The sequence below is a fragment of the Novosphingobium resinovorum genome (assembly GCF_027922145.1).
In the GTDB taxonomy this organism is placed as follows: domain Bacteria; phylum Pseudomonadota; class Alphaproteobacteria; order Sphingomonadales; family Sphingomonadaceae; genus Novosphingobium; species Novosphingobium resinovorum.
The window spans coordinates 560,965-587,896 of the sequence record NZ_BSFC01000011.1 but is presented as its reverse complement, the minus strand read 5'-3'; the positions used below and the strand labels follow the sequence as shown (position 1 = coordinate 587,896).

The 26,932-nt window shown below is 66.5% G+C and carries 29 protein-coding genes and 2 tRNA genes; 22 read left to right on the top strand and 9 right to left on the bottom strand.

Annotated features, from left to right (window positions below; translation table 11 throughout):
• Positions 1-62 precede the first annotated feature (62 nt).
• The 7 genes from yidC (at position 63) to PKE80_RS07685 (ending at position 7,735) form a co-directional block, all read left to right on the top strand.
• A complete protein-coding gene (gene yidC, locus PKE80_RS07715; protein ID WP_271181975.1) occupies positions 63-1,826 on the top strand; it encodes a membrane protein insertase YidC in 1,764 nt (587 codons plus the stop codon).
• 23 nt (positions 1,827-1,849) lie between these two features.
• Positions 1,850-2,479: a ribosome biogenesis GTP-binding protein YihA/YsxC gene (gene yihA / locus PKE80_RS07710; protein WP_271181974.1), complete on the top strand. Its 630-nt coding sequence runs from the start codon at positions 1,850-1,852 to the stop codon at positions 2,477-2,479.
• A 252-nt stretch (positions 2,480-2,731) separates the two neighbouring features.
• On the top strand, positions 2,732-3,865 hold the full coding sequence (locus PKE80_RS07705) for a DUF47 family protein (RefSeq protein WP_008831757.1): 1,134 nt from the start codon (positions 2,732-2,734) through the stop codon (positions 3,863-3,865).
• A gap of 137 nt (positions 3,866-4,002) precedes the next feature.
• Entirely contained in the window at positions 4,003-5,004 is a 1,002-nt protein-coding gene (locus tag PKE80_RS07700; protein ID WP_271181973.1) for an inorganic phosphate transporter, read from the top strand.
• Between the two features lie 167 nt (positions 5,005-5,171).
• Positions 5,172-5,837 carry a glutathione S-transferase family protein gene (locus tag PKE80_RS07695; protein ID WP_271181972.1) on the top strand — a complete coding sequence of 222 codons (666 nt, stop codon included), beginning with the start codon at positions 5,172-5,174 and terminating at the stop codon, positions 5,835-5,837.
• A 2-nt stretch (positions 5,838-5,839) separates the two neighbouring features.
• Positions 5,840-6,697 (top strand): S1/P1 nuclease, encoded by an 858-nt coding sequence (locus tag PKE80_RS07690; RefSeq protein WP_309141546.1) that lies wholly within the window; start codon positions 5,840-5,842, stop codon positions 6,695-6,697.
• Positions 6,698-6,826: 129 nt separating this feature from the next.
• Positions 6,827-7,735, top strand: coding sequence for a DMT family transporter (locus PKE80_RS07685; protein WP_271181971.1), 909 nt, complete (start codon positions 6,827-6,829; stop codon positions 7,733-7,735).
• A gap of 6 nt (positions 7,736-7,741) precedes the next feature.
• Here the strand turns inward: PKE80_RS07685 and PKE80_RS07680 are convergent, their stop codons facing one another.
• The 3 genes from PKE80_RS07680 to PKE80_RS07670 form a co-directional block, all read right to left on the bottom strand.
• Positions 7,742-8,521: an SDR family NAD(P)-dependent oxidoreductase gene (locus PKE80_RS07680; protein WP_271181970.1), complete on the bottom strand. Its 780-nt coding sequence runs from the start codon at positions 8,519-8,521 to the stop codon at positions 7,742-7,744.
• 149 nt (positions 8,522-8,670) lie between these two features.
• On the bottom strand, positions 8,671-9,996 hold the full coding sequence (locus tag PKE80_RS07675) for a NupC/NupG family nucleoside CNT transporter (RefSeq protein WP_271181969.1): 1,326 nt from the start codon (positions 9,994-9,996) through the stop codon (positions 8,671-8,673).
• 451 nt (positions 9,997-10,447) lie between these two features.
• Positions 10,448-10,645: a hypothetical protein gene (locus PKE80_RS07670; protein WP_069709049.1), complete on the bottom strand. Its 198-nt coding sequence runs from the start codon at positions 10,643-10,645 to the stop codon at positions 10,448-10,450.
• 241 nt (positions 10,646-10,886) lie between these two features.
• Here PKE80_RS07670 and PKE80_RS07665 point away from each other — a divergent pair, with 241 nt between their 5' ends.
• The 10 genes from PKE80_RS07665 (at position 10,887) to PKE80_RS07620 (ending at position 18,118) form a co-directional block, all read left to right on the top strand.
• Complete coding sequence (locus PKE80_RS07665) at positions 10,887-11,549, top strand: queuosine precursor transporter (RefSeq protein WP_271181968.1); 663 nt, start codon at positions 10,887-10,889, stop codon at positions 11,547-11,549.
• Positions 11,550-11,629: 80 nt separating this feature from the next.
• On the top strand, positions 11,630-12,529 hold the full coding sequence (gene argB, locus PKE80_RS07660) for an acetylglutamate kinase (RefSeq protein WP_008832918.1): 900 nt from the start codon (positions 11,630-11,632) through the stop codon (positions 12,527-12,529).
• A 48-nt stretch (positions 12,530-12,577) separates the two neighbouring features.
• Complete coding sequence (locus tag PKE80_RS07655) at positions 12,578-13,129, top strand: hypothetical protein (protein WP_271181967.1); 552 nt, start codon at positions 12,578-12,580, stop codon at positions 13,127-13,129.
• A gap of 231 nt (positions 13,130-13,360) precedes the next feature.
• On the top strand, positions 13,361-13,654 hold the full coding sequence (locus tag PKE80_RS07650) for a YggT family protein (RefSeq protein WP_008832920.1): 294 nt from the start codon (positions 13,361-13,363) through the stop codon (positions 13,652-13,654).
• Positions 13,654-14,544: a bifunctional methylenetetrahydrofolate dehydrogenase/methenyltetrahydrofolate cyclohydrolase FolD gene (folD, locus tag PKE80_RS07645; RefSeq protein WP_271181966.1), complete on the top strand. Its 891-nt coding sequence runs from the start codon at positions 13,654-13,656 to the stop codon at positions 14,542-14,544. The genes PKE80_RS07650 and folD overlap by 1 nt, the downstream gene beginning before the upstream one ends.
• Positions 14,541-15,230, top strand: coding sequence for a Cif family virulence factor (locus PKE80_RS07640; protein WP_271181965.1), 690 nt, complete (start codon positions 14,541-14,543; stop codon positions 15,228-15,230). Before folD ends, PKE80_RS07640 begins: the two co-directional genes overlap by 4 nt.
• A 10-nt stretch (positions 15,231-15,240) precedes the next feature.
• Positions 15,241-15,879: a MarC family protein gene (locus tag PKE80_RS07635; RefSeq protein ID WP_008829351.1), complete on the top strand. Its 639-nt coding sequence runs from the start codon at positions 15,241-15,243 to the stop codon at positions 15,877-15,879.
• Complete coding sequence (locus PKE80_RS07630; RefSeq protein ID WP_271181964.1) at positions 15,876-16,217, top strand: YnfA family protein; 342 nt, start codon at positions 15,876-15,878, stop codon at positions 16,215-16,217. The genes PKE80_RS07635 and PKE80_RS07630 overlap by 4 nt, the downstream gene beginning before the upstream one ends.
• 84 nt (positions 16,218-16,301) lie before the next feature.
• On the top strand, positions 16,302-17,312 hold the full coding sequence (locus PKE80_RS07625) for an LLM class flavin-dependent oxidoreductase (protein ID WP_271181963.1): 1,011 nt from the start codon (positions 16,302-16,304) through the stop codon (positions 17,310-17,312).
• Positions 17,313-17,320: 8 nt separating this feature from the next.
• A complete protein-coding gene (locus tag PKE80_RS07620; protein ID WP_271181962.1) occupies positions 17,321-18,118 on the top strand; it encodes an IclR family transcriptional regulator in 798 nt (265 codons plus the stop codon).
• Between the two features lie 102 nt (positions 18,119-18,220).
• On the opposite strand, the gene PKE80_RS07615 is transcribed toward PKE80_RS07620, so the two are convergent.
• A complete protein-coding gene (locus tag PKE80_RS07615) occupies positions 18,221-19,303 on the bottom strand; it encodes a glycosyltransferase family 4 protein (protein WP_271181961.1) in 1,083 nt (360 codons plus the stop codon).
• Entirely contained in the window at positions 19,300-20,205 is a 906-nt protein-coding gene (locus PKE80_RS07610; protein WP_008830165.1) for a UDP-2,3-diacylglucosamine diphosphatase, read from the bottom strand. Before PKE80_RS07610 ends, PKE80_RS07615 begins: the two co-directional genes overlap by 4 nt.
• A 275-nt stretch (positions 20,206-20,480) precedes the next feature.
• Here PKE80_RS07610 and PKE80_RS07605 point away from each other — a divergent pair, with 275 nt between their 5' ends.
• Entirely contained in the window at positions 20,481-21,155 is a 675-nt protein-coding gene (locus PKE80_RS07605; RefSeq protein ID WP_271181960.1) for a response regulator transcription factor, read from the top strand.
• A 96-nt stretch (positions 21,156-21,251) separates the two neighbouring features.
• Here the strand turns inward: PKE80_RS07605 and PKE80_RS07600 are convergent, their stop codons facing one another.
• Positions 21,252-21,860, bottom strand: a complete 609-nt coding sequence (locus PKE80_RS07600; protein ID WP_008830163.1) for an LON peptidase substrate-binding domain-containing protein — start codon at positions 21,858-21,860, stop codon at positions 21,252-21,254.
• A gap of 5 nt (positions 21,861-21,865) precedes the next feature.
• Positions 21,866-22,768 carry a tetratricopeptide repeat protein gene (locus PKE80_RS07595; RefSeq protein WP_271182147.1) on the bottom strand — a complete coding sequence of 301 codons (903 nt, stop codon included), beginning with the start codon at positions 22,766-22,768 and terminating at the stop codon, positions 21,866-21,868.
• A 214-nt stretch (positions 22,769-22,982) separates the two neighbouring features.
• Between PKE80_RS07595 and PKE80_RS07590 the strand changes: the two genes are divergently transcribed.
• The 3 genes from PKE80_RS07590 to PKE80_RS07580 all read left to right on the top strand — a co-directional run bounded on the left by PKE80_RS07590 (position 22,983) and on the right by PKE80_RS07580 (position 23,717).
• Positions 22,983-23,057, top strand: a tRNA-Gly gene (locus tag PKE80_RS07590).
• A 125-nt stretch (positions 23,058-23,182) separates the two neighbouring features.
• Positions 23,183-23,527 (top strand): VanZ family protein, encoded by a 345-nt coding sequence (locus PKE80_RS07585; protein WP_271181959.1) that lies wholly within the window; start codon positions 23,183-23,185, stop codon positions 23,525-23,527.
• 115 nt (positions 23,528-23,642) lie between these two features.
• Positions 23,643-23,717 (top strand) — tRNA-Gly (locus PKE80_RS07580).
• Positions 23,718-23,883: 166 nt separating this feature from the next.
• Here the strand turns inward: PKE80_RS07580 and PKE80_RS07575 are convergent.
• Positions 23,884-25,230, bottom strand: coding sequence for a TldD/PmbA family protein (locus tag PKE80_RS07575; protein ID WP_271181958.1), 1,347 nt, complete (start codon positions 25,228-25,230; stop codon positions 23,884-23,886).
• Between the two features lie 197 nt (positions 25,231-25,427).
• Positions 25,428-25,736, bottom strand: coding sequence for a hypothetical protein (locus tag PKE80_RS07570; protein WP_172705148.1), 309 nt, complete (start codon positions 25,734-25,736; stop codon positions 25,428-25,430).
• A 343-nt stretch (positions 25,737-26,079) separates the two neighbouring features.
• On the opposite strand from PKE80_RS07570, the gene lptB reads away from it, so the two are divergent.
• Entirely contained in the window at positions 26,080-26,865 is a 786-nt protein-coding gene (gene lptB, locus PKE80_RS07565; RefSeq protein WP_271181957.1) for an LPS export ABC transporter ATP-binding protein, read from the top strand.
• Positions 26,866-26,932: the final 67 nt, after the last annotated feature.

Here is a 26,932-nt window from a genome sequence, read left to right as displayed (position 1 = left end):
TGATGCCGGCGGCCCCACATGGCCGCCGCCGAGACGAAGATACGGGCAGGAAACAGGCTTTCGTGGAAAACCAGCGTAACATCATCCTTGCGGTCGTACTGACCGCGCTCGTGCTCTTCGGCTGGGAGGCCGGGGTCGGCTATTTCTATCCGCAGGCCAAGACCCCGACGCAGATCGTCGAGTCCGGCGGCGCCAAGAACGCCTCCAGTCCCACCAAGCCGACGCGCGAAGGTGGCCTGATGGATGCCGCCGACCGCACGCTGGAAGCTACCGACCTCAAGACCGAGCTGGCTGCTCCGGGCCGCGTGAAGATTTCCGCGCCCGGCCTCTCGGGCTCGATCAACCTGACCGGTGCGATCGTCGACGACCTCGTGATCAATCGCCACCGCGAGACGGTCGAGAAGAATTCCGGCCCGGTCCGAATCTTCTCGCCCGCGGGCACCCCCGCGCAGCAATTCGCGCAAGTCGGCTGGCTGGGTGAGGGCGGCGTCGCCGCGCCGACCGCCTCGACCGTCTGGACCGCGCCCGCGAACGCCACGCTGACCCCGACCACCCCGGTGACCCTGACCTGGGCGAACCCCACCGGCCAGCGCTTCGCGATCACGTACTCGATCGACCAGAACTACATGATCACCGCGCAGCAGACCGTCGAGAACGCGGGCGGCGGCGCGGTTTCGGTCAAGCCCTTCGCGCTCGTCAACCGTACCGAGAAGACTGCAAGCCTCGATACCTGGAACGTCCATTCGGGGCCGATCGGCGCCTTCGACGGTTCGGTGACCTTCGGCACCAACTACAAGGACGTGGCCGAAGCCGGCACCGTCAACGAAGCGGGCCGCACCGACTGGATCGGCTTCACCGACATCTACTGGATGTCGGCCCTCATTCCCGTGGGCGCGAAGGCGGAGAGCACGTTCCGTTCGCTCGGCAACCAGATCTTCCGCGCCGACGTGGTATACGATCAGGCCGTGATCCAGCCGCGCACGCGCCAGAGCGTGACGACCAAGATCTTCGCGGGCGCCAAGGAGCACAAGGTGCTCGACGCCTACGAGGCGCAGGGCATCGCCAACTTCGGCCTCGCGATAGACTGGGGCTGGTTCCGCTGGTTCGAGAAGCCGATCTTCTGGCTGCTCACCAAGCTGTTCAGCCTTGTCGGCAACTTCGGCGTCGCCATCATCCTGCTGACCCTCATCGTGCGCGGCATGATGTTCCCGGTCGCCCAGCGCCAGTTCGCCTCGATGGCGGCGATGCGCGCGATCCAGCCGAAGATGAAGGCGATCCAGGAGCGCTACAAGGACGACAAGCAGAAGCAGCAGCAGGAGATCATGGCCCTCTACAAGCAGGAGAAGGTCAATCCCCTCGCAGGCTGTCTGCCGATGTTTCTGCAGATCCCGGTGTTCTTCGCGCTCTATAAGACGCTGATCCTGGCCATCGAGATGCGCCACCAGCCCTTCGTGCTGTGGATCAAGGACTTGTCCGCGCCCGATCCGCTGCACATCCTGAACCTGTTCGGCCTGCTGCCCTTCGATCCGCCCAGCTTCCTGGCGATCGGCCTGCTCGCCCTGCTGCTCGGCGCGACGATGTACCTGCAGTTCCAGCTCAACCCGGCCCAGATGGACCCGGCGCAGCAGCAGGTGTTCAAGCTGATGCCGTGGTTCATGATGTTCGTGATGGCGCCTTTCGCCTCGGGCCTGCTGGTCTACTGGATCACCTCCAACATCCTGACCATCGCGCAGCAGAAGTTCCTCTACAGCCGCCATCCGCAGCTCAAGGCGCAAGCCGAGAAGGATACGGCCGACAAGGCACGCGCGGCGGCCCGTACAAAGTGAGTGATGATCGCGTGAATGAAGAAATGGCAGAACTGACGGAGCGCGCGCGCAAGCTGTTCTCGGGACCGGTGACGTTCCTGAAGTCGGCACCGTCGCTGCAGTTCCTGCCCGATCCCGATGCGCCGGAGATCGCCTTTGCGGGCCGGTCGAACGTGGGCAAGTCCTCGCTGCTGAACGCACTGGTCGGCCGCAAGGCGATCGCGCGTACTTCGGTGACGCCGGGCCGCACGCAGGAGTTGAACTTCTTCGACGTGGCCGAGCCGCTCAAGTTCCGTCTCGTCGACATGCCGGGCTACGGCTTCGCCAAGGCGCCGCCCAAGGTCGTCGAGACCTGGCGCCGTCTGGTGCGCGACTACCTGCGTGGCCGTGTGGAACTCAAGCGCACGCTGGTGCTGATCGATTCGCGCCACGGCGTGAAGCAGGTCGATCTCGACATGATGGAGATGCTGGATCAGGCGGCGGTGGGCTACCGCCTCGTCCTGACCAAGGCGGACAAGATCAAGGCCAGCGAACTGGAGGCGGTCCACGCCGCCACCATCGCCGAAGCCCGCAAGCATCCCGCCGCGTTCCCCGTGGTCCACGTCACCAGCTCTGAAAAGGGCATGGGGATCGAGGAACTGCGCGCCGCCGTGCTGGGCGATTCGGAACTCTGATTTCACACTTTCGTCATTGCGAGCGAAGCGAAGCAACCCAGGGCAGCACTACGCCGCCCTGGGTTGCTTCGCTTCGCTCGCAATGACGGACGGGACGGCCTTCGGTAAATTGCCCAGCCCTTGGAAATCATCCTTTCATCATTCGAGTCCACAATCGAGACCGCGTCTCTATTTGTGACATTTGCATGACGGCGCGCCGTCCCCTATGGGGCGCAGCTTCACGCGTCGAGGGATGAAAGGAATCTCGCCCATATGCGCCAGATTGCCGTTCTTCCTTACCGCACCGTCGGTCCCGCCGTCGACGCGCCCATCCAGATACTGCTCATCACTTCGCGCAGCACTCGTCGCTGGGTGATTCCCAAGGGCGGGCTGATGAAGGGCCTGCAACCGCATGCCGCCGCCTCGAAGGAAGCGGAAGAGGAAGCAGGCGTGCTGGGCGCGACCTGCCCGGTGCCGCTGGGCTCTTACCGCTACCGTAAGCAGCGCAATTCGGGCGCTTCGGTATGGGCGGACGTCGATGTCTATCCCTTCGCGGTCACCGACGAGCTTTCCACATGGGACGAGCAGCACCAGCGCGAACGACGCTGGTTCTCGCTGGAGGAAGCGGCTAGGGCGGTCGACGAAGAGGACCTTCGCGCCCTCATACGTTCCTTCGGCGCACGTGAATTCCGCGCCGCCGCCAGTCCCGCGCGCTTCCTGGGCGCAGCCGTGGACACGGTGGCAAGCAAGACAGGGGTCAATGCCATGTTCGCCTGGTTCCAGAAGCTGCTGCCCGAGCAGGGCAACTTCTTCGACCTGTTCGAGAAGCAGGCCGCCACGCTGGTGGCCGGCGCCGACGCGCTCGCCCGCCTCGCGCAGGGTGGTCCGGGCCGCGCCCAGCACATCCGCGAGATCGCCGAGCGCGAGCACGACGCCGACGACATCACCCGCGAAGTGCTGCAGACGGTGCGCCGCAGCTTCCTGACGCCGTTTGATCGCTCGGCCATCACCAGCCTCATCAACACGATGGACGATGCCATCGACGAGATGCAGCAGACGGCCAACGCCTGCGATCTCTACGAGGTGAGCGAGTTCGAGCCGGAGATGATCGACATGGCCGCGATCATCGTCGATGCCGCACGCCTGACCGCCGAAGCGATCCCGCTGCTGCGCAAGATCGGCGACAACGGCCACCGCCTCCACGAACTGACCGAGCGTCTGGTCCGCATGGAAGGCCATGCCGACGAAATCCACGCGGCCGGGCTCAAGCGCCTGTTCAAGGCGGACCTGACCAACCCGATGCACTTCTTCGTGCGGCAGGAGATGTTCAAGCGCCTCGAGCGCGTGGTCGATCGTTTCGAAGACCTCGCGAACGAGATCGACGGGCTGGTCATCGACCACTCGTAAGCGCGAAGCCGGATCGATGTTCATCACCATTCCTCGTCATTGCGAGCGTAGCGAAGCAACCCAGGGCGGTTTGCGCAGGCCTGGATTGCTTCGTCGGTTTCACCTCCTCGCAATGACGAAGCCAGGGGCTTAACTTCGTGGACCACAGCCTTGCCCTGCCGCTGCTGATCGGCCTCGTCGCGCTCGCGCTGGCGTTCGATTTCCTCAACGGCCTGCACGATGCGGCCAATGCCATCGCGACGGTGGTGGCGACGCGTCTGCTCTCGCCGGTCTTCGCGGTGCTGTTCGCCGCTGCCGGCAACTTCCTCGCCTATTTCTTCGTCGGCCTCCACGTCGCCGAGACGGTGGGGAAGGGCATCATCGACGTCGATGCCGTCACCCCGGCCGTGGTGTTCGGCGCCTTGGTCGGTGCGATGTTCTGGAACGTGCTGACTTGGATCAAGGGCATTCCTTCCAGCTCCAGCCACGCGCTGATCGGCGGGTTGCTGGGCGCCGGGATCGCGCATGGCGGCTTCGCGGTGGTCGAAAGCTCGGGCACGGTGAAGACCATCGCGGCGATCTTCGTCTCGCCGGTGCTGGGCTTTGCCATCGCCATGTTGCTGATGCTGGTGACGAGTTGGCTGTTCAAGGGCACGTCCCCGCGCCAGTCGAACGGCATCTTCAAGAGCCTCCACCTGCTCTCCAGCGCCGCCTATTCGATCAGCCACGGCGGCAACGATGCGCAGAAGACGATGGGGATCATCGCGGTGCTGCTCTACTCGACCGGGCACATGTCGGGGGGCTTCCATGTGCCGCACTGGGTTGTGCTGTCGTGCTATCTGGCGATTTCGCTGGGGACGCTGTCGGGCGGGTGGAAGATCATCAAGACGATGGGTTCCAAGCTGACCAAGCTCAATCACCACTCGGGCTTCTGCGCTTCGACCGCCGGTTCGATCGTGGTGTTCGGGGCTTCGGCGCTGGGCATTCCGGTTTCGACCACGCATGCCATCACCGGGTCGATCGTCGGCACCGGCGCGGCGCGGCGGTCGAGCGCGGTGCGCTGGTCGGTGGCGAGCCGGGTGATCGTGGCATGGTTCGTGACGATCCCCGCCAGCGCGGCGGTGGGCGCGCTGTTCTATCTGATAACGCGGGCGTTCTGAGGGCGGCGGGGCTTCGGTGCTTCGACAGGCTCGGCACTCAGCCTGAGCGGATTTGAGGGGGCATCAGCCAACGTCCGCTCACCCTGAGCTTGTCGAAGGGTCAGGCTCGACACATCGCGCCCCAGCCTCTAGGCCGCTCGTTCAGCAATCCCGAGGAACGCCGCCCCGTGAAGCTCATCATCGGCAACAAGAACTACTCCAGCTGGTCGCTGCGCGGCTGGCTCGCCTGCAAACAGTCGGGCCTGCATTTCGACGAGATCACCGTCCCCCTGTTCGGCGAGGAATGGGAAGCCTTCAAGAAGTCCTCCGACGACCTCGCCCCCAGCCACGGCAAAGTGCCGATCCTGTGGGATGGCGAGGCGGTGGTGTGGGATTCGCTCGCCATCGTCGACTATCTTGCCGACAAGGTCGGCCGCGATCGCTTCTGGCCCAAGGACGACGCGGCGCGCGCCATGGCGCGATCGATGGTGGCGGAGATGCACTCCGGCTATCTGTCGCTGCGCCGCAATTGCCCGATGAACATCCGCTCGCGCGTCGAACTGCCGGGGCTGGAGGACGAGACCCGCACCGACATCGTGCGCATCCTCACCCTCTGGGCCGAGGCGCGGGCGCGGTTCGGCAAAGGCGGGCCGTTCCTGTTCGGCACCTTCGGCGCGGCGGACGTGTTCTACGCCCCCGTCGTCAGCCGCTTCCTGACGTACGGCATCGGCGTGCCCGGCTTCGCGCAGGCCTACATGCAGGCGGTGTGGGAGCACGAATGGATGCAGGCCTGGATCGCCGCGGCCGAGGCGGAGGACTGGGTCATCGAACAGTACGAGCACCCGGTGGTCTGATGATGCGCAAAGTTCTCCTTCTCCTAGCCGCTCTTGCGACGATCGTATCCAGCCCGGCCTTCGCCTGGGGTGCGATGGGGCACCGAACCGTGGCGGGCATCGCCATGGCCAACGTTCGCCCTGCCACCCGCGTCGCCATCCGCAAGCTGCTCGCCCATGAGCGCGAGATGGACACGCCCAAGTGCTCGATGCGCACGATCGAGGACGCCGCGACCTGGCCCGACTGCATCAAGGGCGAGCGCTGGCGCTGGGCCTACCAGAATTCCTGGCACTACCACGACCAGCCGGTCTGCGGGACGTTCGACCTCAAGCAACTGTGCCGCGACGGCATGTGCGCCACCGCGCAGATCGAGCGCGACGAGAAGCTGCTGGCCAACCACAAGCTGGCGCCGGTGCTGCGGCTTGAGGCGCTGGTCTTCCTCGTCCACTTCGTCGGCGACATCCACCAGCCGCTGCATATCGGCGAGAACGAGGACCAGGGCGGCAACGCGGTGAAGGCCGATTACGGCGACGCGCCGGGTCGCAACCTGCACTCGATCTGGGACACGACCTTGGCCGAGCGCGCGATCACCTCCGCCCGCCCGCCGCTGGTGCGCGTCTACAGCGCGGCCGAAAAGGCGCGGCTGGCGACCGGCACGCTGGAAGACTGGACCCGCGAGAGCTACGAGATCAGCCGCGACGTGCTCTATCCGCTGGCGTTCGGCGGCAAGCTGCCCTGTCACGTGGGGGGCGACGTCAAGGAGCCGCAGAAGATCGTCTGGACCAACGCAGCGATCGAACAGACGATTCCGATCGTCGATGAACGCATCGAGCGGGCGGGGCTGCGTCTGGCGCAGATGCTCGACAAGGCGCTGGCATAATGGCGTCGTCCCGGACTTGATCCGGGACCGCTGGCCGTGAACAGCCCATCCTGCGGCGTCGGCAGCGAGGTTGTGCCTAAAGATAGCCAACGGTCCCGGATCAAGTCCGGGACGACGAATGGAGCAGCCGTGCCCAAGTCTCCCTCTCACACCCGCGCGTTTCTGCTGCTCGGCCTTGTGATGCTGTTCTGGGCTGGCAATTCGATCACCGGCCGCGCGGTGCGGGACGACATTCCGCCGTTCACGCTCGCGTTCGGGCGCTGGCTCATCGCGGTGCTGATCCTGCTGCCGTTCGCGGCGCGGCAGGCCTGGGCGGAGCGCGCGGCGATAGTCGCGGGATGGCGCTGGATCGCGGCGCTGGGGTTCCTCGGCATCGTCTGCTTCAATTCGTTCGTCTACTCCGGGCTACATCATACGAGCGCGGCCAATGCCCTGCTGCTGCAGGCGTCGATTCCGGCTCTGGTACTGGTGCTCGATCGCATGATCTTCGGAACGCGGGCGGGGGTGCTGCACCAGGCGGGCGTCGCACTGTCCACCGTCGGGGTCGTCGCCATCGTGTTCCGGGGGGACGTATCCGCGCTGGCGACATTGCGGCTTGGCATCGGCGATGCGCTGGTGCTGTGCGGCGTCGTGGTATGGGGGCTCTACACTGTGCTCCTGCGCAAGCGGCCGCCGATCGCGCCGGCGAGCTTCTTGCTTATGGTGTTCCTGATCGGCGCGGTGTTCATGGCGCCTTTGGCAGCTTGGGAAGCGGCGCAGGGGCTTGCAGTCGCCTGGAGCCCGAAGGTGCTCTCGGCCTTCCTCTACGTCGGCATTTTTCCGTCGGTGTTGGCCTACTTCATCTACAACGCCGCTACAGTGCAACTCGGCGCGGCGCGGGCCGGGCAGGCGATCACGCTGATGCCGCTGTTCGGTGCACTGCTCTCCGCGCTGCTGCTGGGCGAGCGGCTGGAAGGCTACCACTTCCTCGGCATGGCGTTGATCCTCGCGGGGATCGTGCTGTCGCCCGCGGAACTGATGCGCAGGCGTTCCGTCTGAGGCGGCTCAGCCGAGGCGTTGGCGCATCCCTTCCGCCATGCCCGCCAGTGCCTCGCGGCGGGGACGGGCGCGGAGCGCATCGAACATGGCGCGGTAATGCGCGTGTGGTACGAAGGTCGGTCCCTCGCGCACGTTGTCGAGGGCTAGGCGCGCGACTTCGGCCGGGCTTTGCAGGTTGGCGATGCCCTCCATCCCGGCGGTCGCCTCTGTCTCGGTAGCGCCGGGGCAGAGCGTCAGCACGTCCACGCCGCTGCCCTGCATCTCGCCCCAGAGCGCCTCGCCCAGCGCCACGACCAGTGCCTTGGTGGCGGAGTATGCGGCTGAGTACGGGCAGCCGATCAGGCCCTCGACCGAGGCGGTGAAGATCAGACCTCCGCTCGCCCGTGCCTTGAGGCGGGGGATCAGACCGTGGGCCAGCTGCATCGGCGCGTGGCAGTTGACGGTGAGCATCCGCGCCATCGCGGCCGGGTCCTGCGCCTCGAACGCGCCCTTGATGTTGAAGCCGGCATTGCTGACGACGAGGCCGATGTCGGTGCCCTCGGTCGCCTCGAGTATCCGCGCGGGAGTCGCCGGGTCACCGAGGTCCGCACCGAGCACGGTGGTCCGGGTGCCGTGCGAGGACGCCAGCCGCTCCGCCAGCGCATCGAGCGGGTCGGTCCGGCGCGCGGTGAGGACGAGGTGGAAGCCCCGGTCGGCCAGTTCCTCGGCGAAGGCGAGGCCGATCCCTGAAGAAGCGCCCGTCACCAGCGCGGTGGGGCCGTAAGTCTCGCGGAATCGGTCGGTCATGCTCTGGTCCTCTCAAGGGGAGAGAAGACCCAAGCCTCAGGCCGGTGTCCAGTTTCCCCGGGGCAACATCGCCGGGACGGACCGCTCTAAGTCAATTGTTTATCGCATTTTCCGAGTCATCAGGTGTTTCCACCTGATTAGAAAATGCTTCAGGCGACGGTGAGGAACAGCCCCGCCAGCGCCGCGCTCATCAGGTTCGACAGGCTGCCCGCCGCCAGCGCGCGGATGCCCAGCTTCGCGATGATCGGGCGCTGGTTGGGGGCAAGTCCGCCGGTCACGGCCATCTGGATCGCGATCGAGGAGAAGTTGGCGAAGCCGCACAGCGCGAACGTCACCACCGCCACGGTGCGGGGCGAAAGCAGGCCGTCCTTGCCCAGTTCGATGAACGAGACGAATTCGTTGAGCACGATCTTGGTGCCGAACAGGCCGCCTGCGTGCAGCGCCTCGGTCCAGTCGGGGGTCGCCAGCAGGTAGAAGATCGGCGCGAAGATGTAGCCCAGCAGCGACTGGAACGTCACCCCCTGGAAGCCGAAGAGCCCCGCCGCCCAGCCGACGAAGCCGTTGGCGAGCGCGATCAGCGCCACGAATGCGAGAACCATCGCGCCCACCGCGACCGCCAGCTTCACGCCGGTCTGCGCGCCCTGCGATGCGGCCATGATGATGTTGGCGGGCTTTTCCTCCTCGTGCTCGACGGCTTCGGGCTCGTCGACGTGGACGCCGGGGAGATGGGTGACGTCGGCGCGGTTCATCGCGGCGGCGGCGGCGCCTGCGGGGGGCAGGGTGCTCTCATGGACCTCGGCGTTCGAAGCCACGCCGGGCCGCGGATCGGGCATGATCATCTTGGCCATGAAGATGCCGCCCGGTGCCGACATGAAGGCGGCGGCGACGAGGTAGTCGATGCGGATGCCCATCGAGGCATAGGCGGCCAGGATCGTGCCCGCCACGCCTGCCAGGCCCACCGTCATCACGCAGAACAGCTGCGAGGGGTTCAGCGAGGCGAGGTAGGGGCGGATCACCAGCGGCGCCTCGCTCTGGCCCACGAAGATGTTGGAGGCCGCGCAAAGGCTTTCGACCTTGCTGATCCCGGTCACCTTCTCCAGCGCACCGCCCAGCCAGCGCACCACCAGCGGCATGATCTTCAGGTAGTAGAGGATGGAGATCAGCGAGGCGAAGAAGATGATCACCGGCAGCGCCGCGATGGCGAAGCTGGTGCCGCCGATTTCCGGCGAGGCGAGCGGGCCGAACAGGAAGGTCACGCCTTCATGCGCGTAGCTCAGCAGCCCCTCGACGCCCGAGGCGGCGCCGCGCAGCATGCGGTTGCCGAACGGCACGTAGAGCACCAGCGCGGCAAGGCCCGCCTGCAGCGCGAAGGCCGCGCAGACGACGCGCGGGCGGATCGCCTTGCGGTCGGTCGAGAGCAGGAAGGCTGCCGCCATGATGAGAACGATGCCGATCAGGCTGTAGGCGACATGCATCGAGGCGCTTGGCTCCGGGAGAGGAAGGGGGGAAACAGCCGCCGACCCTAGAGGCGCGACGGACGCAGGGCTAGAGGGTTTTGCGGCGGGTGCCCCGCAAGGTGACAGGTTTACACGGTTTACACTGTCCAGGGCGAAGAAGGTGTCACCTTGCGACGGGGTAGGGGCGTGATTGGCGCAAATGCGTGAGTGCGGGTGTCACCTTGTGCGTGAAAAGTGTAACCTGGGGACAGCGATGTGTCACCTTGCGGGGCATCGGGTGTAACCTTGTGGCCGGGGGACGGGCGACGGGAATAGTACGCGGCGGCGCCCTTGTAGGAAACCATGGCTTACCGGACAGGGTATCGCGTCCGCCTACCCTCTTTCGTCATTGCGAGCGTAGCGAAGCAATCCAGGGCGGTGTCAGGCTGCCCTGGATTGCTTCGCTACGCTCGCAATGACGACGTCGGGATTACCCCGCCTGCCGCTTCATCTCCAGATAGGCTGCCTCGCGCGCTTCGGCGTCAAGCGACAGGAGGTAGCGACTGGCCTCCTTGTAAGTCAGGAAAGGCTTGTCATCCGCGACGACAGGCTCGGTGCGGCCGTTGTAGAGGCGGCGCAGCAGGCGGCGCTGGGGGCGGGTGAGGGCATTGTCTTCGTCTTCGGTCATGGCGAGGCGGCTAGCACGGCGGCTAGACGATAGCGATGACCCCGCCGCATCCTCCCCGTTGCGCAGCAATGGGGAGGGGGACCGCCGACGCAGTCGGTGGTGGAGGGGTCGGAAAGCCCCTCCGTCAGTCGCTGCGCGCCTGCCACCTCCCCATCGCTTCGCGACAGGGAGGATGCGACGGGGCTCGCATTTTCTCCACCGAACCCTAGTCCAACGCCGCTTTGCCCGTTACAGGGAGGCGATGGATCGATCCGTCACTGCGCCCGCGCCCATCATCACCCGCTCGCTTTTCGTCTTCTCGCTGCTCTACGGCGGCCTCGTCGTGCTGGCGGGAGTGCTCGGGACCAAGCTGGCTTCGCTCGGCCACTGGCCGGTGCTGGGCGACCTCGCGGTCGAATCGGGGATCTTCGCGTTCCTGTTGCTGGTTGTGCTTTCCAGCGCCATCGCCGAACTCCACGGCCCGGACACCGCCAACAAGCTGGTGCGCTTCGGGTTCATCCCGCTGATCGTCTCGATGCTGCTGCTGACCTTCGTGATCCACGTGGTCCCGCCGGCTGCGTTCTGGGGCGACCAGGAGGCCTATGCCCGCCTGCTCGGGCAGGGCGCACGGATGCAGTTCGCCGGGCTGATCTCCTACGGCGTGTCGCAGACGCTGAACGTCCTGATCTTCTCCAAGCTGTCGCAGGCTGGCGGCAAGCTGCTGCTGGTGCGCGCGTGGATCGCCTCGATGCTGTCGCAGGTGATCGACACGGTGCTGTTCATCACCATTTCCTTCGTCGGAACCGGGTTGCCGATCGTGCAGATCATGGAGGGCCAGATCATCTCGAAGCTGGTGCTCTCGACGATCATGGTGCCGCCGTTCATCTGGTTCTTCGTGAAGCTGGGCAGGAAACTGGATTCCTGAGCCGATTAACGGCACGATTACGCCGAAAAAATCACGTTAAGCGGGTTCAAAATTGCGCGTGGGGGCGTATTAGCGCCCTCATGTCGAATCCGCACCACCCCGCCCTGCTGGCCAAGGCCGAAACCCTCGTCGATGCGCTGCCCTACATGCAGCGATATGCGGGGCGCACGTTCGTGGTCAAATACGGCGGCCACGCCATGGGCGATCCCGAAAAGGCGGTGGACTTCGCCGAGGACGTGGTGCTGCTGAAGGCGGTGGGCATCAACGTCGTCGTCGTGCACGGCGGCGGGCCGCAGATCGGCGCGATGCTCAAGAAGGTCGGCGTCGAGAGCCAGTTCGTCGATGGCCTGCGCATTACCGACAAGGCGACCGCCGAAGTGGCCGAGATGGTGCTGTCGGGCGCGATCAACAAGGAAATCGTCGGCTGGATCGCCAAGGCCGGCGGCAAGGCGATGGGCGTGTCGGGCAAGGACGGCGGGATGGTCACCGCGCGCAAGGTCTCGCGCACCCGCAAGGACCCCGACAGCCTGATCGAGCAGGTGGTCGATCTCGGCTTCGTGGGCGAGCCCGAACACATCGACACCCGGGTGATCGAGACGATCTCGGGCGCGGGGATGATCCCGGTCATCGCCCCGATCGCGGCCGGGCCGGACGGCGGCACCTACAACGTCAACGCCGACACGATGGCGGGCGCCATCGCCGCGGCGCTGGGTGCATCGCGCCTGTTCCTGCTGACCGACGTGCCCGGCGTGCTCGACAAGCAGGGCGAGCTGCTGACCGACCTGACCCCCGCCGCGATCGCGGGCCTGAAGGAAGACGGCACCATCTCGGGCGGCATGATCCCCAAGCTGGAGACCTGCATTCACGCGGTCGAGGCGGGCTGCGAGGCGGCCGTCGTCCTTGACGGACGGGTTTCGCATGCCATGTTGCTGGAAATATTCACGCAGGAAGGTGCAGGTACGCTCATCCGGGCGGGCTGAACTACCCTTGCGAGGGGGATCAAGGAACTGAAAGGCGTCTCGAAGCACATGCGCACCAAAGCTGCACTCGCCGTCCTGCTCTCCGGCTCGTTGCTGGCCCTTGCCGCCTGCGGTAAGGCGGGAGAGGACCCGGCCGTGCTCGACAGCGCAAGTGCGGCGGCGGATGCCGGCGATGCGGTGGTCGATGTCGGGCCGGTGGACGGCGCGACGTCCGTGGCAGCGCCTGCCGCAAGCACGCTCGACACCCCCGCCCTGACCGAGCGCCGCGATCCCGAACGACTGCTGCGCTACTACGTCAGTGCCGTGCGCATCGGCGACTGGAACGCCGCGGCTCAGGCCTGGAGCCTCGATGCCGAGATGACGGCGCAAAAGCTGCAGGGCGAATTCGGCGGTTCCAAGCCCCGCCTCGCGGTCGGCAAGGGCGACATGGAGGGCGCGGCGGGCTCGCTCTATTACGAGGCGCCGATCGTCGTGGACTTCGGCGACGGGCGCACCTCGAAGCGCGGAACCATCGTTCTGCGCCGCGTGAACGACGTGCCGGGCGCCAGCGGCAGCCAGCTCAACTGGCGGATCGAGCGGACTTCGACGCTTACGCAGTAATACCTCGTTTCGTCATTGCGAGCGAAGCGAAGCAATCCAGAGCGGCTTACTCGGCCCTGGATTGCTTCGCTTCGCTCGCAATGACGAGGTAGGCTGGTTGGCGGTGGTCGATCCCGATCCAACTCCTGCAGACGCGCCCTTGCCCACCGACCACCCGCTCGGCTATCAGCGCGCGCAGAACCATGCCGCATGTGCGAACGTGCTGTCCCAACGTCATTCTAGGAGCCGGCCTTGCTGTTCCTCACCATTTTCCAGATCGTCAGCTACCTGATCGACATCATCGTCTTCGTGGTGATCGTGCAGTTCGTGCTCGGGCTGCTGATCGCGTTCAACGTAGTCAACATGCACAACCAGTTCGTGTCGGCGGTCTATACCGCGCTGAACGCGATCCTCGAGCCGCTCCTGCGGCCGATCCGCAAGATCATGCCCAACACCGGCGCGATCGACTTCTCGCCGATGGTGCTGATCATCGGTCTCAAGATCCTGCAGATCATCTTCGGCAACCTTGCCATGGCGGGCTACTGATGAGCCAGGTCATCGACGGAAAGGCTTTCGCCGAGGGCCTGCGCGCCCGCGTCGGCACCGCTGCGGTGGGCTTCGAGGCGAAGAGCGGCCGCAAGGCGGGTCTCGCCGTGGTGCTGGTGGGCGAGGACCCGGCCAGCCAGGTCTACGTGCGCAACAAGGGCAAGCAGACGCTCGCGGCGGGCATGAACAGCTTCGAGCACAAGCTGCCCGCAGACACGTCCGAAGCGGATCTGCTGGCCGTGGTCGAGCAGCTCAACAATGACCCGGCTGTGGACGGCATCCTCGTCCAGCTGCCGCTGCCCGCGCACATGAACGAGCAGAAGGTCATCGCCACGATCAACCCGGACAAGGACGTCGACGGCTTCCATGTCGTCAACGTCGGCCGTCTGGCGACCGGCCTGCCGGGCTTCGTGCCCTGCACGCCGCTGGGCTGCGTGATGCTGCTGAAGGACCGGCTGGGTTCGCTCTCGGGCCTCGACGCGGTGGTGATCGGCCGCTCCAACATCGTCGGCAAGCCGATGGCGCAGTTGCTGATCGCGGAAAGCTGCACCGTCACTGTCGCGCACAGCCGCACCAAGGATCTGCCCGAGGTGGTGCGCCGCGCCGACATCGTGGTGGCGGCGGTCGGCCGTCCCGAGATGGTCAAGGGCGACTGGCTCAAGCCCGGCGCGACCGTGATCGACGTGGGCATCAACCGCGTTCCCGGTGCCGAGGAAGGCAAGACGAAGCTCGTCGGCGACGTCGATTTCGCCTCGGCCGCCGAAGTCGCGGGTGCGATCACGCCGGTTCCGGGCGGGGTCGGGCCGATGACTATCGCGGTACTTCTGCGTAACACCATCGTCGCCGCGCACCGCAATGCGGGCCTCGCCTTCGACGAGACTGGCCTTTGAAGCGGATCGCGCTCGGTCTAGCGCTGGTAGCGGTTTTCGCTGCGTCAGCCCAGACCGATGCGCGGCCCAGGCGCCGCCTCCCGCCCGGTACGGGAACGGCCAACCCCAGCGCCCTCGTTGCCGAGGAGATCGCCTTCGCCCGGCTCGCGCGCGAGAAGGGTCAGTGGAAGGCGTTCCGCGAATTCGCGGACGATACCGCAATCATGTTCGTGCCGCAGGAAGTGCAGGCGCAGGACTGGCTGAAGAAGCAGGCCGATCCCGCCGCTCCTGTGCAGTGGGAGCCGCATCAGGTCTGGATGAGCTGCGACGGCACGCTGGGCGTCACCAAGGGCGCCTGGCAGCGCCCGGACGGTTCGGTCGGCTGGTACACCACGATCTGGCAGCGGCAGAAGAAGGGCGAGTATCGCTGGGTGCTCGACCACGGCGACACCCTGCCGAGCGCTTTGCCGGAGCCCGACATGCTCACCGCGCGGGTCGCGAAATGCGGCCGGCGCCCGGACGCGCCGCCTCCGGGTACGCCGCCTGCGGACGCGCGCACTTTCACCGGCGGCAACTCGCTCGACGGCACCTTGCGCTGGCACGTCACGGTCATGAGCGCCAACGATGCGCGCACGGTCAGTGTACAACTGTGGAATGGCACCGGGTTCGACACGATCGTAGAGGACAAGGTGACGCCGCAAGGTTAGGGTAGGGCGGATGTACGAACTTTTCCTCAGCGCCTTCGTCACGCTCTTCGTCGTCATCGATCCGCCGGGCTGCGCGCCCATCTATGCCGGGCTCTCCGCCGGGGCGAGCCGTGCGCAGGCGATCTCCATGGCAACCCGCGCCTGCGTGATCGCGGCGATCATCCTCGTGGTCTTCGCGTTGTTCGGCAAGACGCTGCTGAACGCCCTGCACATCGAACTCGACGCCTTCCGCATCGCTGGGGGCATCATGCTGTTCATGATCGCCATCGACATGGTCTTCGAGAAGCGCACCCAGCGGCGCGAGGAGCGGGCCGAGAAGATCATCGCCCACAACGCCGCCACGCCCGAGATCGAGGACGTGTCCGTCTTCCCGATGGCGATGCCGATGCTGGCGGGGCCGGGCTCGATCGCGACGATGATGCTGCTGACCAGCCGCGCGCACGGCACCGAGCAGACGCTGACGATCCTGGGCGCGATGATCGCGGTCATGCTGCTGGCCTTCGCCGCGCTTGCCGCTGCCGGGCCGCTGATGAAGGTGCTGGGCGACAAGGTCGAGGCGGTGATCACCCGCCTGCTTGGCGTGCTGCTGGCGGCGCTGGCGGCGCAGTATGTGATCGACGGGGTCAAGGCGACGCTGCTTTCTGCATGACCGGGGGCGTGATCCAGACCGCCGCCGTCTACCTCCTCGCCGCGCTGGCCGAGATCGGCGGCTGCTTCGCGTTCTGGGGCTGGTTGCGGATGGGCAAGCCGGTCTGGTGGCTGGTGCCGGGCTGCGTCTCGCTGGTGGTCTTCGCCTGGCTGCTGACGCTGGTGGACACCTCGCAGGCGGGCCGGGCCTATGCGGCTTACGGCGGCATCTACATCACTTCGGCGCTCTTGTGGCTATGGCTGGTCGAGGGCGTGCGGCCGGACCGCTGGGACATGGGCGGCGCGCTGCTCTGCCTGGCCGGGGTGGGGGTGATCCTGCTGGGGCCGCATAAGGGCTGAGGCCCATTCATCGCCCCCGCGCCTTGCCGCTTGGGTGGCGGCCTCTACTCTCGCGTCAAATCACAAGACGACGGAGAAGGCTGCATGACCGGCAGGCTGGAGTTCAGCTACCTCTACGATTTCCGCAATCCGGCCCCGTGGCGCCGCCCGCCCGAAGCGCTCTACGCCGAAATCCTCGACGTGGTTGCGGAAACCGAAGCGCTGGGCTTCGACGGCGCTTTCGTGCCCGAGCACCATCTCGCCGAGGACGGCTACATGTCCTCGCCGCTGGTGGCGCTCGCCGCGATGGCTGCACGCACGCGGCGGATGCGGCTGGGCACCGGCATCGCGCTTGCCCCTCTCTACGAGCCGCTGCGGTTCGCACAGGACTGCGCGGTGCTCGACAGTCTGTCCGGCGGACGGCTGCAACTGGGGCTCGCGATCGGCTATCGTGCGCGGGAGTACGCGGCGCACGGGCTGGATTTCACCAAGCGCGGCGCCCGGTTCGACGAATTCCTGGAGATCGTGCGCCGCCTTTGGTCCGGCGAGACGGTAGACTTCGAAGGCGGCTTCTTCACCCTCCACGGCGCCAAAGCCTCACCGCTCTCAACCCGGGGGCATATCCCGCTCTACATCGGCGGCTTCGCGCCCAAGGCGATGGAGCGGGTTGCGCGGCACGGCGATGGCTACTTCGGCAATCCCGAGATCTGGCCGCTCTACCGCGAGAAACTGGAAGCGGCGGGCAAGAGCCAGGCCGATGCACGCATCTGGATACAGGGCCTGATGCTGGTCGTTGCCGAGGACAAGACGGCGGCGCTGGAGGAACTGGCGCCCCATTTCCACCACGTCAACAACAGTTACGGCGCCTGGATGAACGAAGACAAGGCCATCGGCCTCGACGGTCCGACGATCCAGCCGATGAGCCTCGATGCCTTCAAGGCCAGCGGCATCCTGCAGATCCTGACCCCGTCCGAGGCGGTCGCCTACTTCCACCGCCTGCTGGAAAAGGCCCCGGTCGAGCAATTCACGATGATGATGCCGCCCGGCCTTCCGGCGGAGCGCTTCCTCGCTTATGCCGGGCTCTTCGCGCGGGAGGTTCTCCCGCATTTCCAGTGAGGGCGTGCGTGATCGAGGATGCGGAGAAGGACGGCGAGCGCCGGGGCGGGTCGCCGCAGTCGGTCACCCGGGTCATCCGCCTGCTCGAAGCGCTCTGCGTCAGCACCGAGCCGGTGTCGCTGGCCGATCTCAGCCGGCGCCTGAGCACCCCCAAGAGCAGCCTTGCGGCACTGCTGCGCGGGTTGGCGGACGAAGACCTCGTCGTCGCGACCGAAGGGGCGTGGCGGCTTGGTCCGGGCGCTTTCGGCCTTGGCAGCGCGCTGACCGAGGCGCGGCGGCGGCTGCAAAGCTCCGACCTCGTGCGCGACGGGATGCGGCGGCTGGCCGCACGCAGCGGGGAGACGGTGCTGCTGGCGGTGGGCGACCAGGATCACGGGATGATCACCTATGTGGACCTTGTCGAGAGCAGCAATGTGGTGCGCTATACGGTGTCGATCGGTGACCGACGGCCGTTCTATGCGACGGCGGCGGGTCGGGTGCTGCTGTCCACGTGCTCACCTGCAGCGGTCGAGACGTACCTGAAGCGGGTGGCGCCGGCGCGGCTGGCTCCGGGGACTGAGATCGACCCCGCCGTGCTTGCGGATGTGGTCGAGCAGGCCCGTGCGGCAGGTTATGCGCAGACCGTCGATCAGGCCGCCGAGGGTGTCACCGGCACGGCGGCGGTGGTGCGTGATGCGGCGGGTGGTGTGGTGGGCGCTCTGGTGATCGCCGCGCCCAGTACGCGTGCGGCCGGGCGGCTGGAAGACCTCGCCCGGCTGGTGCGGGACGAGGCCGCCGCGATCTCGCGCAGTCTCGGGTTCAGGTAGGCCCCACTACCTTCGTCATTGCGAGCGCAGCGAAGCAATCCAGGGCAGTTTCACACCGCTCTGGATTGCTTCGCTACGCTCGCAATGACGGCGCAAGGGATGTCAGGCCGCCGACCTCAACCTGCGTTCGGCGTTCTCCAGTGCGCCCTCGATCGCGGCGAGAAACTGGTCCGTCGCGCGTTCCCACGAATAGAGCGAGCCCAGCGCGGCGGCGTCGGTCCGCTCCACCGTCAGTGCGCCCTCGACCGCGCGGGCGAGCGAGGTATCGACTGCGCCCGCCGCCCAGCCGACACGGTGGTCCACGCCCCGTCCGTCAGGGCCGAGGATGTCGATCGGCCCGGTCACCGGGTACGCTGCCACCGGAGTGCCGCAGGCCAGCGCCTCAATGACGACGAGGCCGAAGGTGTCGGTCAGGCTGGGGAACACGAAGCAGTCGGCGCTGCGATAGGCAGAGGCCAGCGCCTCGCCCGACAGTGCGCCGAGGAACAGCACGTGCGGATAGCGGCGGCGCAGGTTGTCGAGCGCAGGGCCGTCTCCGACCACCACTTTGCTGCCGGGCACGTCGAGGTCGAGGAAGGCCTCGAGGTTCTTCTCCGGCGCGACGCGGCCAACATTGAGCAGGACAGGACCGGGCCGCATCGCCTTCAGCGCGGTCATCTCTTCAAGGCGCGGGCCGTCGGGGCGGAACATGGCGTGGTCGATGCCCCGGCTCCACGCGCGGGTCGGGCCGATGCCGCGTTCTTCCAGTTCGGCGGCGAGGCTGCGGGTGGAGACCATGACCGCCTGGCTTTGCGCATGGAAACGCTGCAGGATCGGCCAGAAGTACTCGGCCGAGAGCCCGGTGCGCACCGCGCAGTATTCGGGAAAACGCGTGTGGAAGGCGGAAGTGAAGGGCACCCCGCGCGCCAGGCACCAGCCGCGCGCGGCCCAGCCGATCGGGCCTTCGGTGGCGATGTGGACGATGTCCGGCGCCGCCTTGTCGAGCATCCGGCGTACGCCGAAGCGCGGCGCCATCGCCAGCCGGATCGAGGCATAGCCCGGCATCGGCATCGTCAGGAAGCGGTCGGGCGTGATCGTCTCGACCTCGTGCCCGCGGGCAGTGAGGTGTTCGACGGTCGAGGTGAGCGAGCGGACGACGCCGTTGACCTGCGGCAACCAGGCGTCGGTTGCCAGGGCCAGCTTCACGATACGGCCTCCGGGGTGGCTTCCTTGTCTGCGGCGTGCTCCTCGGCGGCCGTTTCGGCGATCGTGTGGCCGCCGGTTTCCTTGACCCAGTCGATCAGGGACATGTGGCCGGTGAAGTCTTCCGCCAGTGCGGTGCAGCTTTCGACCCAATCGCCGTCGTTGTAATACGTGATGCCGCCGAATTCGCGGATTTCGGCGCAGTGGATGTGGCCGCAGACGACGCCGTCGAACCCGCGGGAGGTGGCCTCGTTGGCGACGGCTTCCTCGTAGCTGCCGATGAACTGGACGGCGTTCTTGACCTTCTTCTTCATGTAGGCCGAGAGGGACCAGTACGGCATGTGAAAGCGGCGGCGCACGGCGTTGAACACGATGTTGGCGCGCAGCAGCATCGAGTAGGCCTGGTCGCCCAGGAACGCGAGCCACTTGTGGTAGAGCACCACGCCGTCGAAGGCATCCCCGTGCGTCACCAGCAGGCGGCGGCCGTCGACGGTGGTGTGGACGTATTCCAGCGCCAGCTCGACGCCGCCGAAGCTGAGGCCCGCATAGTCGCGCAGCATCTCGTCGTGGTTGCCGGCGATGAAGATCACGCGGGTGCCGCGGTGCGCCATCTTGAGGATGCGGCGCACGACTTCGTTGTGGGCGTCCGGCCAGTACCAGCCCTTGCGCAGCCGCCAGCCGTCGACGATGTCGCCGACGAGGTAGAGCGTCTCGCACTCGTGCGCCCGCAGGAAGTCGACCAGCATGTTCGCGTTGCAGCCGCGCGTGCCGAGGTGGATGTCCGAGATCCAGATCGTGCGGTACTTGCGCTTGGGCCGGAAGCCCTTGGGATCGGGAAGGTCAAGCCAGGCGGGAATCCCGCTGTTGTTGCCACGTCCGATGAAGTCTTCGATCTGCTCGCGCATGGTCGTTCGTCCCCAAATTCCCTGCGATTTCGGGGCCTATGACAGCAGGCGGTTGCGGCGGCGTGACGGTTGCGGGTCAATTCGATGACAAGTGCCAAGCGGCTTGTTGATAAGCGATATTTCCCGATTGTTTCCGGCGTCGGGGCCGGTTTTGCGAATTCACTGCCATGTCACCGATATGTCACCGGGTCGTCACACTCGGGAGGCAAAAGCCGCGCGTACGAAGGGTCCTGACCCTGGGGGCAGACTATCTCGAAAAGGCGGACAACGGGGCGATGCGGCGGATCGACATATTGCTGGCGAGCGAACTTTCGGGTGGGCTCGCGCCGTTTCGGCATGACCAGTTCGACGTCATGCTGCATCGCTGGACCGACTTTGCCGAACTACCGCTGATCGAGGGGGCCTTGTGGGTCTTCATCGACTGGGTGCTGCCCGAGATGTCCGGCCTCGAACTGTGCCGCCGCCTGCGCGCGGACAGCCTGACCGTCCATGCCCACGTGACCATGGTGCTGGAGGAGGACAACCAGGAGGATCGCAAGCGTGCCTTGCGCATGGGCGCGGACGACTACATGGTCGGCCCGCTGACGCGCAATGCCCTGCTCGACCGGGTGCTCGGCGCCAACCTCGGCGAGCAGGACAGCGCGGGCATCCGCGTCGTCACGCAGGGCGAGCTGATGGTGGACGTCGCTGCGTTCCAGGCGCGTTTCCAGGGCACGCCGATCTCGCTCATGCCCAACGAACTGCGCCTGCTGCGCTACTTCATCGAGCACCCCGGCCGGGTATTCAGCCGCACGCAGCTGATCTCGGCGCTCGGCAAGCAGGAGCCGCCGGTGGACGAACGCACGGTGGACGTGTGGATCGGCCGCCTGCGCCGGGCGCTCAAGGGCGTGGGTGCGGGCAACCCGCTGCGCACAGTGCGTTCGCTGGGGTATGTGTTCGATACGGTTTGATGCGTTTTTTCGTCATTGCGAGCGAAGCGAAGCAACCCAGGGCGGCGTAACACTGCCCTGGGTTGCTTCGCTTCGCTCGCAATGACGAGGTAGAAGCTACTGCAACGTCGCCCCATCCTCGTCACCATCGCCCGCGCGGCCGAAGAACTGCATCAGCTGCACCAGCAACTCGCACCGCGCCGAGAGCCCCGAGGCTTCCAGCAGCGCCTGCTTGGCGGCCGGATCGAACGGCGCGATCTGCGAGACGCCGTTGATCAGCGACATGTCGTCGAGCCGCCCGACCTGCTCCCAGTCGACCACATAGCCCTGCGCCTGCGCGAACCGCTTCGCCTCGCGCTCGAAGCTGGCGCGCTCGATCGGGGCGAGCACTTCCTCGGGCTCCTCCAGCAGTTCCGCCTCGACCTGACGGAACGGCGTGGTCACGTCGAGTTCGCGCAGCACGCGGAAGCGCTTCTCGCCGTCGAGGATGATGTTGAAGCGGCCGTCTTCCAGCGCCTCGACATCGCCGATGCGGCCCAGGCACCCCACCGCGAAGAGCGGGGCGCCCTCGAAGCCCTTCTGCGGCTGGATCATGCCGATCAGCCGGTCGCGTGCGAGGGCGTCGCTCACCATCGCGCGGTAGCGCGGCTCGAAGATGTGGAGCGGCAGTTGCAGTCCCGGGTAGAGCACCGCGCCGGTCAGCGGGAAGATGGTGATCCGCGCCAACCGCGTCAGCCGAACAGGACGGTCGAGAGCTTGCGGCGCGTGGCCGAAACCCACGGGTCTTCGAGGCCGATCGCTTCGAAGATTTGCAGCAGCTTGGCCTTGGCCGCGCCCTCGTTCCATTCGCGGTCGGCCGTGATCATGCGCAGCAGCGTTTCGGCGGCGCCGTCGCGCTCACCGGCGGCGAAGGCGGCACCGGCGAAGGCGAACTGCGCTTCCATGTCGGCGGGGCGCTCGGCTGCGGCGGCGCGCAGGGCGGCCAGTTCGCTGTCCTCGGGCTTGTCCTTGGCGAGTGCCAGCACGCCGCGCGCGCGCTCCACATGCGGGTCGGTGGAGAGCGGTTCGCCCAGCGAATCGAGAACCTGCTCGCCTTCCTCGATCCGCCCGGCGGCGACGAAAGCGCGGACCAGACCGCCAAGCACTTCGCCGTTGTCGGGCGCCATCTCGAGGATCTGCATGAAGATGCTCGCGGCGCGTTCGCCGTCACCCTCGGCCAGCGCTTCCTCGCCCATGGCGATCAGCGGGGCGAGGTCGGGCGCGGGTTCGGCGCCGCCCGGCTGTACCGGCAGCTTGGCGAGCAACTGATCGAGCATGCCCTTGAGCTGCGATTCGGTGCGGGCGCTGGTGAGGTCCGCCACCGGCTGGCCCTGGAAGATCGCGTAGACGGTCGGGATCGACTGCACGCGGAACTGCGCGGCGATGAACTGCTCCTCATCGACGTTGACCTTGGCGAGCAGCACGCCCTTGTCCGCGTATTCCGCGGCGACCTTTTCCAGCACCGGGGTCAGCGCCTTGCAGGGGCCGCACCACTCGGCCCAGAAGTCCAGGATCACGAGCTGGGTCATCGAAGGTTCGGCGACCGCCTTGCGGAACCGGTCCACGGCCTTCTGCTCGTCGAGGTTGAGACCCATGCTGGCCAAGATTCGTGCTCCAATTACGAAAAATCAGTTCCCTAGATTGGCCTTTCGCGCGCGTTTGTGAAGGGAGAATGCGCCAATTCGGCCCGTTTCCGAGGCTGTCGCAAAAACTTTGTCTTTTATGCTTGCCGACCTTTCGAACCGCTGCTAGTGGGCCGCCTCCACACCGGACGGGCCGCTTTCCAGCAGGCCTTTTCGAAACGCCAGAGCGGGCGTAGCTCAGTGGTAGAGCACAACCTTGCCAAGGTTGGGGTCGAGGGTTCGAATCCCTTCGCCCGCTCCAGTTTTCCCACATCGCAAAACTACCTCCTGCAAAGGACCGGCCTCAAGGGACCGACGGTGTTCTGCGCGTCCGGGATCGGGCAAGTTCAGTTTGAATTTGCTGCGCCGCACCACGATAGTGGTGCCATGCAGAACCTCTTCCGAATCCTTTTCTGGCTGGCGCTGGTCTTTGCGGTGACGATGGCCGTGCTGCCGCATCCACCGCACTTTCCCGGTGAGCCCAGCGACAAGTTCCAGCATATGATGGCTTTCGCAACGCTCGCGGTGCTGGGCGTGCTCGGCTATCCGCGCGTGCCCAAGCTGGCAATCGCGGCAGGACTGGTGCTGCTCGGCGCGGGGATCGAGGTGGTGCAGATGATCCCCGCGCTCCACCGCGATGCGGAACTGATGGACCTCGTCGCCGACACTTTCGCGATCCTCGTCATGCTCGGCGCGATCAGCCTTGTGTTGGGGCTGCGCAAGGCTCGGTAAAATTTGTGACGCATTTTTTGTGACGTGGGGCTCTTGCAGAGGTCGCGAACCGCTGCTAGTGGCCCCTCCACCCGGACGGAAGCGGTCTTCATCGCACTGTCCGTCAAACGCCAGAGCGGGCGTAGCTCAGTGGTAGAGCACAACCTTGCCAAGGTTGGGGTCGAGGGTTCGAATCCCTTCGCCCGCTCCAGTTTGACCTTCCAGCCATCGCTATCCCGCCGGATCCGAAATCGCGCGTGCCCGGCTGTTTTCGGCCAGACTTCGTCATTGCGAGCGCAGCGAAGCACTCCAGGGCGGCTTGCGCGACTCTGGATTGCTTCGCTGCGCTCGCAATGACGAAGTGCAAGGCGAGGGAATCAATCCCCCGCCACGGTCATCCCGTCCACGCGCAGCGTCGGCACGTTGATCGCGCGGTGCCATTCGAGGTCGTTCGCCGCCGTCAGCTGAGCGAACATGCGCAGGAGGTTGCCCGCCACGGTGAACTCCGCCACCGGCCCGGCCAACTCGCCATCGACGATGCGGAAGCCCGCGGCGCCGCGGCTGTAGTCGCCGGTGACGCCGTTGACGCCCTGGCCGATCAGTTCGGTCACGTAGACCCCGTCCTTCACGTCCGCCATCAGTTCTTTGGGCGACAGCGTCCCCGCCGCGAGGTGGACGTTGCCGGTCGATACGCCCGGGGCGCCGCCGCCGTTGCGCGCGGCGTGGCCGGTCGGCGCAAGGTTCAACTGCCGCGCTGAGGCCGAATCGAGCAGCCAGCCGGTCAGGCGCCCGTCCTCGACAATATTGCGCGCCGAGGTGGCGAGGCCCTCGCCATCGAACGGGCGCGAGCGCAGGCCGCGCGGGGTGTGCGGATCGTCGGCGATCAGGATGCCGGGGGCGAAGATTTGTTCGCCCAGCTTTTCCAGCAGGAAGCTGGAGCGGCGCGTGATGGCGCTGCCTGTGATCGCGCCGAGCAGGTGGCCGACCAGCGAACTGGACACGCGCGGGTCGAAGATCACCGGCATGGCGCCGCTCTTGAGCTTTCCGGAGCCGAGCTTGGCGACGGTGCGCTCCCCGGCAAGGCGGCCGATTTCGGCGGGGGAGGGCAAGTCTGCATGGTGGTGCGTGCTGCGCCAGGCATTGTCGCGCTGCTTGTCCGAGCCGTCGCCGCCGACGACCGAAGCGCTCAGCGAATGGCTGGTCGAGCCGTAGGCGCCGGAAAAGCCGTGGCTGGTGGCGAGCGCGAAGACGCCGTGCCCGAAGCTGGCGGTGCCGCCGTCGGAATTGGTGATGCCGGATACCGCGCGCGCGGCGTCCTCGGCCTCCAGTGCGGCTTCGCGCAGGGCCTCGGGGCTGGGTTCGTGCGCGTCGATCAGGTCGAGCTCGGGCCAGGGGCCGCGCGTCAGCAGTTCATCGGGGGCTAGGCCGGCATAGGCGTCCTCGGGCGCGGCGCGGGCCATGTCGATGGCGCGGGCGGCCAGTTCGTCGAGCGCGGCGGGGGAGAGGTCGGACGAGCCGATGCTGGCCGAGCGCTTGCCCACGAAGACGCGCAGCGCGATGTGCTCGCTTTCGGAGCGTTCAACTTCCTCCAGCTTGCCGAGGCGGACCTGTATGCCTTCGGAGGAACTGGCGCCATAGACCGCGTCGGCGGTCTCGGCCCCGGCGCGGCGGGCGCGCTCCACGAGGTCAAGCGCGCGGTCCCTTGCCTGATCCGGACTGAGCATGACCTGTGAAACTCCCGATAAAAAGCCGAACTTGCGGCCTTGCCCTAGTCGCGGTGCAGGCGAAGGGCAAACGGGAGTTATCCGCGCTCTCGTCATTGCGAGCGCAGCGAAGCAAGCCAGAGCGGCTCAAGACTGCCCGGGATTGCTTCGCTGCGCTCGCAATGACGAAGAGGTGGGGCAGGGGGGAGGTCAGGAATTCAGGCGAAGAGCAGAGCCAGTCCCTTGAACAGCGCGGTGAGGGCGAAAGGCAGGCCGATCGCCAGAAGCCACAGCGCCAGCCGGTCCCGCCGGTAATAAGGTGCGAGGGCCGGGTCGTGCGCCTGTTCGTCGGTCAGCCCGTTCCAGCGCGCTTCGAAGCGGCGGCATGCCGGGATGATGGCGACGACGAGGATCACCAGCGCGAAGTACGGCAACAGCGAGCCGCCATGCGCCTTGAGCGCGCCGATGGTAACGAAGATCTGCAGCGCCGTGTAGACCAGCAGCGCATAAGCGATGTGGTCGCTCATCTTGCGGCGCCAGTCGCTGACCTGAGCGCCTGCAATTGGCGAATCCGTCACGGGTCCGCCGTATGATCCCGAGTGCGACTGCTCGGGGTGGGAACTGGAACCTCGCACCGGCTGGTGCGCTGCATGGTCCGTCATCCTGTCCATAAGGGCGATTCTCCTCGACCTCTTGATGCTGAGTACATCACCGAAAGGCGTTCATGACAAGTTCAGTTCCAGATTCCGCAAGTGCGAAGGGCTCCGCAGTCCGATTTCCCCCGAGTCATGCACGAATCCTGCCAGTCGCGTCGCCTAAGCGGAAATGCCGTCTTGCGGGGGCGTGCCTGCCTGCGGTAAGTGCCCGGCGATGACGGCAGAATTTCAGCAGGATCACGGCCCCGCAGCCACCGACTCCGCACTTCTGGCGGAGCGTGGCGGGCTGGAGGTCATCTCGATCGCCAAGAGCTACGACAAGCGCGCGGTGCTCACCGACATTTCGCTTTCGGTCGCGAAGGGCGAAGTGCTGGGCCTGCTCGGGCCGAACGGCGCGGGCAAGACGACGTGCTTCTACTCGATCATGGGGCTGGTCCGGCCCGACTCCGGGCGTATCCTGATGGACGGCGTCGATGTGACCCGCCTGCCGATGTACCGCCGTGCGATCCTGGGTCTGGGCTATCTGCCCCAGGAAACCTCGATCTTCCGAGGCATGACGGTGGAGCAGAACATCGGCGCGGTGCTTGAACTCAACGAGCCCGACCGCGACGTGCGTCAGGCCGAACTTGACCGCCTGCTCGACGAATTCGGCCTGACCCGCCTGCGCACCAGCCCGGCGATGGCGCTCTCGGGCGGTGAACGCCGCCGCTGCGAAATTGCCCGCGCGCTGGCCGCCAAGCCCTCGATCATGCTGCTCGACGAGCCGTTCGCGGGCATCGACCCGCTTTCGATCTCGGACATCCGCGACCTCGTGCGCGATCTCAAGACGCGCGGCATCGGCGTGCTGATCACCGACCACAACGTGCGCGAGACCCTCGACATCGTCGACCGCGCCTGCATCATCTACGGCGGCCAGGTGCTCTTCGCCGGCAGCCCGGAAGCGCTGGTGGCGGACGAGAACGTGCGGCGCCTTTATCTGGGCGAAGGCTTCACGTTGTGATTCTTCGGCGTGCCGGGGCCAATCGTGGTGCAGGTGCTTCGACAAGCTCAGCACGAGCGGGGGTGGG

Bases quoted from the DNA above. Each gene is read 5' to 3' on its own strand.
- yihA (WP_271181974.1), top strand. From the start codon at position 1,850: ATGGCAGAACTGACGGAGCGCGCGCGCAAGCTGTTCTCGGGACCGGTG.
- PKE80_RS07705 (WP_008831757.1), top strand. From the start codon at position 2,732: ATGCGCCAGATTGCCGTTCTTCCTTACCGCACCGTCGGTCCCGCCGTC.
- PKE80_RS07690 (WP_309141546.1), top strand. From the start codon at position 5,840: ATGCGCAAAGTTCTCCTTCTCCTAGCCGCTCTTGCGACGATCGTATCC.
- PKE80_RS07680 (WP_271181970.1), bottom strand. From the start codon at position 8,521: ATGACCGACCGATTCCGCGAGACTTACGGCCCCACCGCGCTGGTGACG.
- PKE80_RS07675 (WP_271181969.1), bottom strand. From the start codon at position 9,996: ATGCATGTCGCCTACAGCCTGATCGGCATCGTTCTCATCATGGCGGCA.
- PKE80_RS07670 (WP_069709049.1), bottom strand. From the start codon at position 10,645: ATGACCGAAGACGAAGACAATGCCCTCACCCGCCCCCAGCGCCGCCTG.
- PKE80_RS07665 (WP_271181968.1), top strand. From the start codon at position 10,887: ATGGATCGATCCGTCACTGCGCCCGCGCCCATCATCACCCGCTCGCTT.
- argB (WP_008832918.1), top strand. From the start codon at position 11,630: ATGTCGAATCCGCACCACCCCGCCCTGCTGGCCAAGGCCGAAACCCTC.
- PKE80_RS07655 (WP_271181967.1), top strand. From the start codon at position 12,578: ATGCGCACCAAAGCTGCACTCGCCGTCCTGCTCTCCGGCTCGTTGCTG.
- folD (WP_271181966.1), top strand. From the start codon at position 13,654: ATGAGCCAGGTCATCGACGGAAAGGCTTTCGCCGAGGGCCTGCGCGCC.
- PKE80_RS07635 (WP_008829351.1), top strand. From the start codon at position 15,241: ATGTACGAACTTTTCCTCAGCGCCTTCGTCACGCTCTTCGTCGTCATC.
- PKE80_RS07630 (WP_271181964.1), top strand. From the start codon at position 15,876: ATGACCGGGGGCGTGATCCAGACCGCCGCCGTCTACCTCCTCGCCGCG.
- PKE80_RS07625 (WP_271181963.1), top strand. From the start codon at position 16,302: ATGACCGGCAGGCTGGAGTTCAGCTACCTCTACGATTTCCGCAATCCG.
- PKE80_RS07610 (WP_008830165.1), bottom strand. From the start codon at position 20,205: ATGCGCGAGCAGATCGAAGACTTCATCGGACGTGGCAACAACAGCGGG.
- PKE80_RS07605 (WP_271181960.1), top strand. From the start codon at position 20,481: ATGCGGCGGATCGACATATTGCTGGCGAGCGAACTTTCGGGTGGGCTC.
- PKE80_RS07595 (WP_271182147.1), bottom strand. From the start codon at position 22,768: ATGGGTCTCAACCTCGACGAGCAGAAGGCCGTGGACCGGTTCCGCAAG.
- PKE80_RS07585 (WP_271181959.1), top strand. From the start codon at position 23,183: ATGCAGAACCTCTTCCGAATCCTTTTCTGGCTGGCGCTGGTCTTTGCG.
- PKE80_RS07575 (WP_271181958.1), bottom strand. From the start codon at position 25,230: ATGCTCAGTCCGGATCAGGCAAGGGACCGCGCGCTTGACCTCGTGGAG.
- PKE80_RS07570 (WP_172705148.1), bottom strand. From the start codon at position 25,736: ATGAGCGACCACATCGCTTATGCGCTGCTGGTCTACACGGCGCTGCAG.
- lptB (WP_271181957.1), top strand. From the start codon at position 26,080: ATGACGGCAGAATTTCAGCAGGATCACGGCCCCGCAGCCACCGACTCC.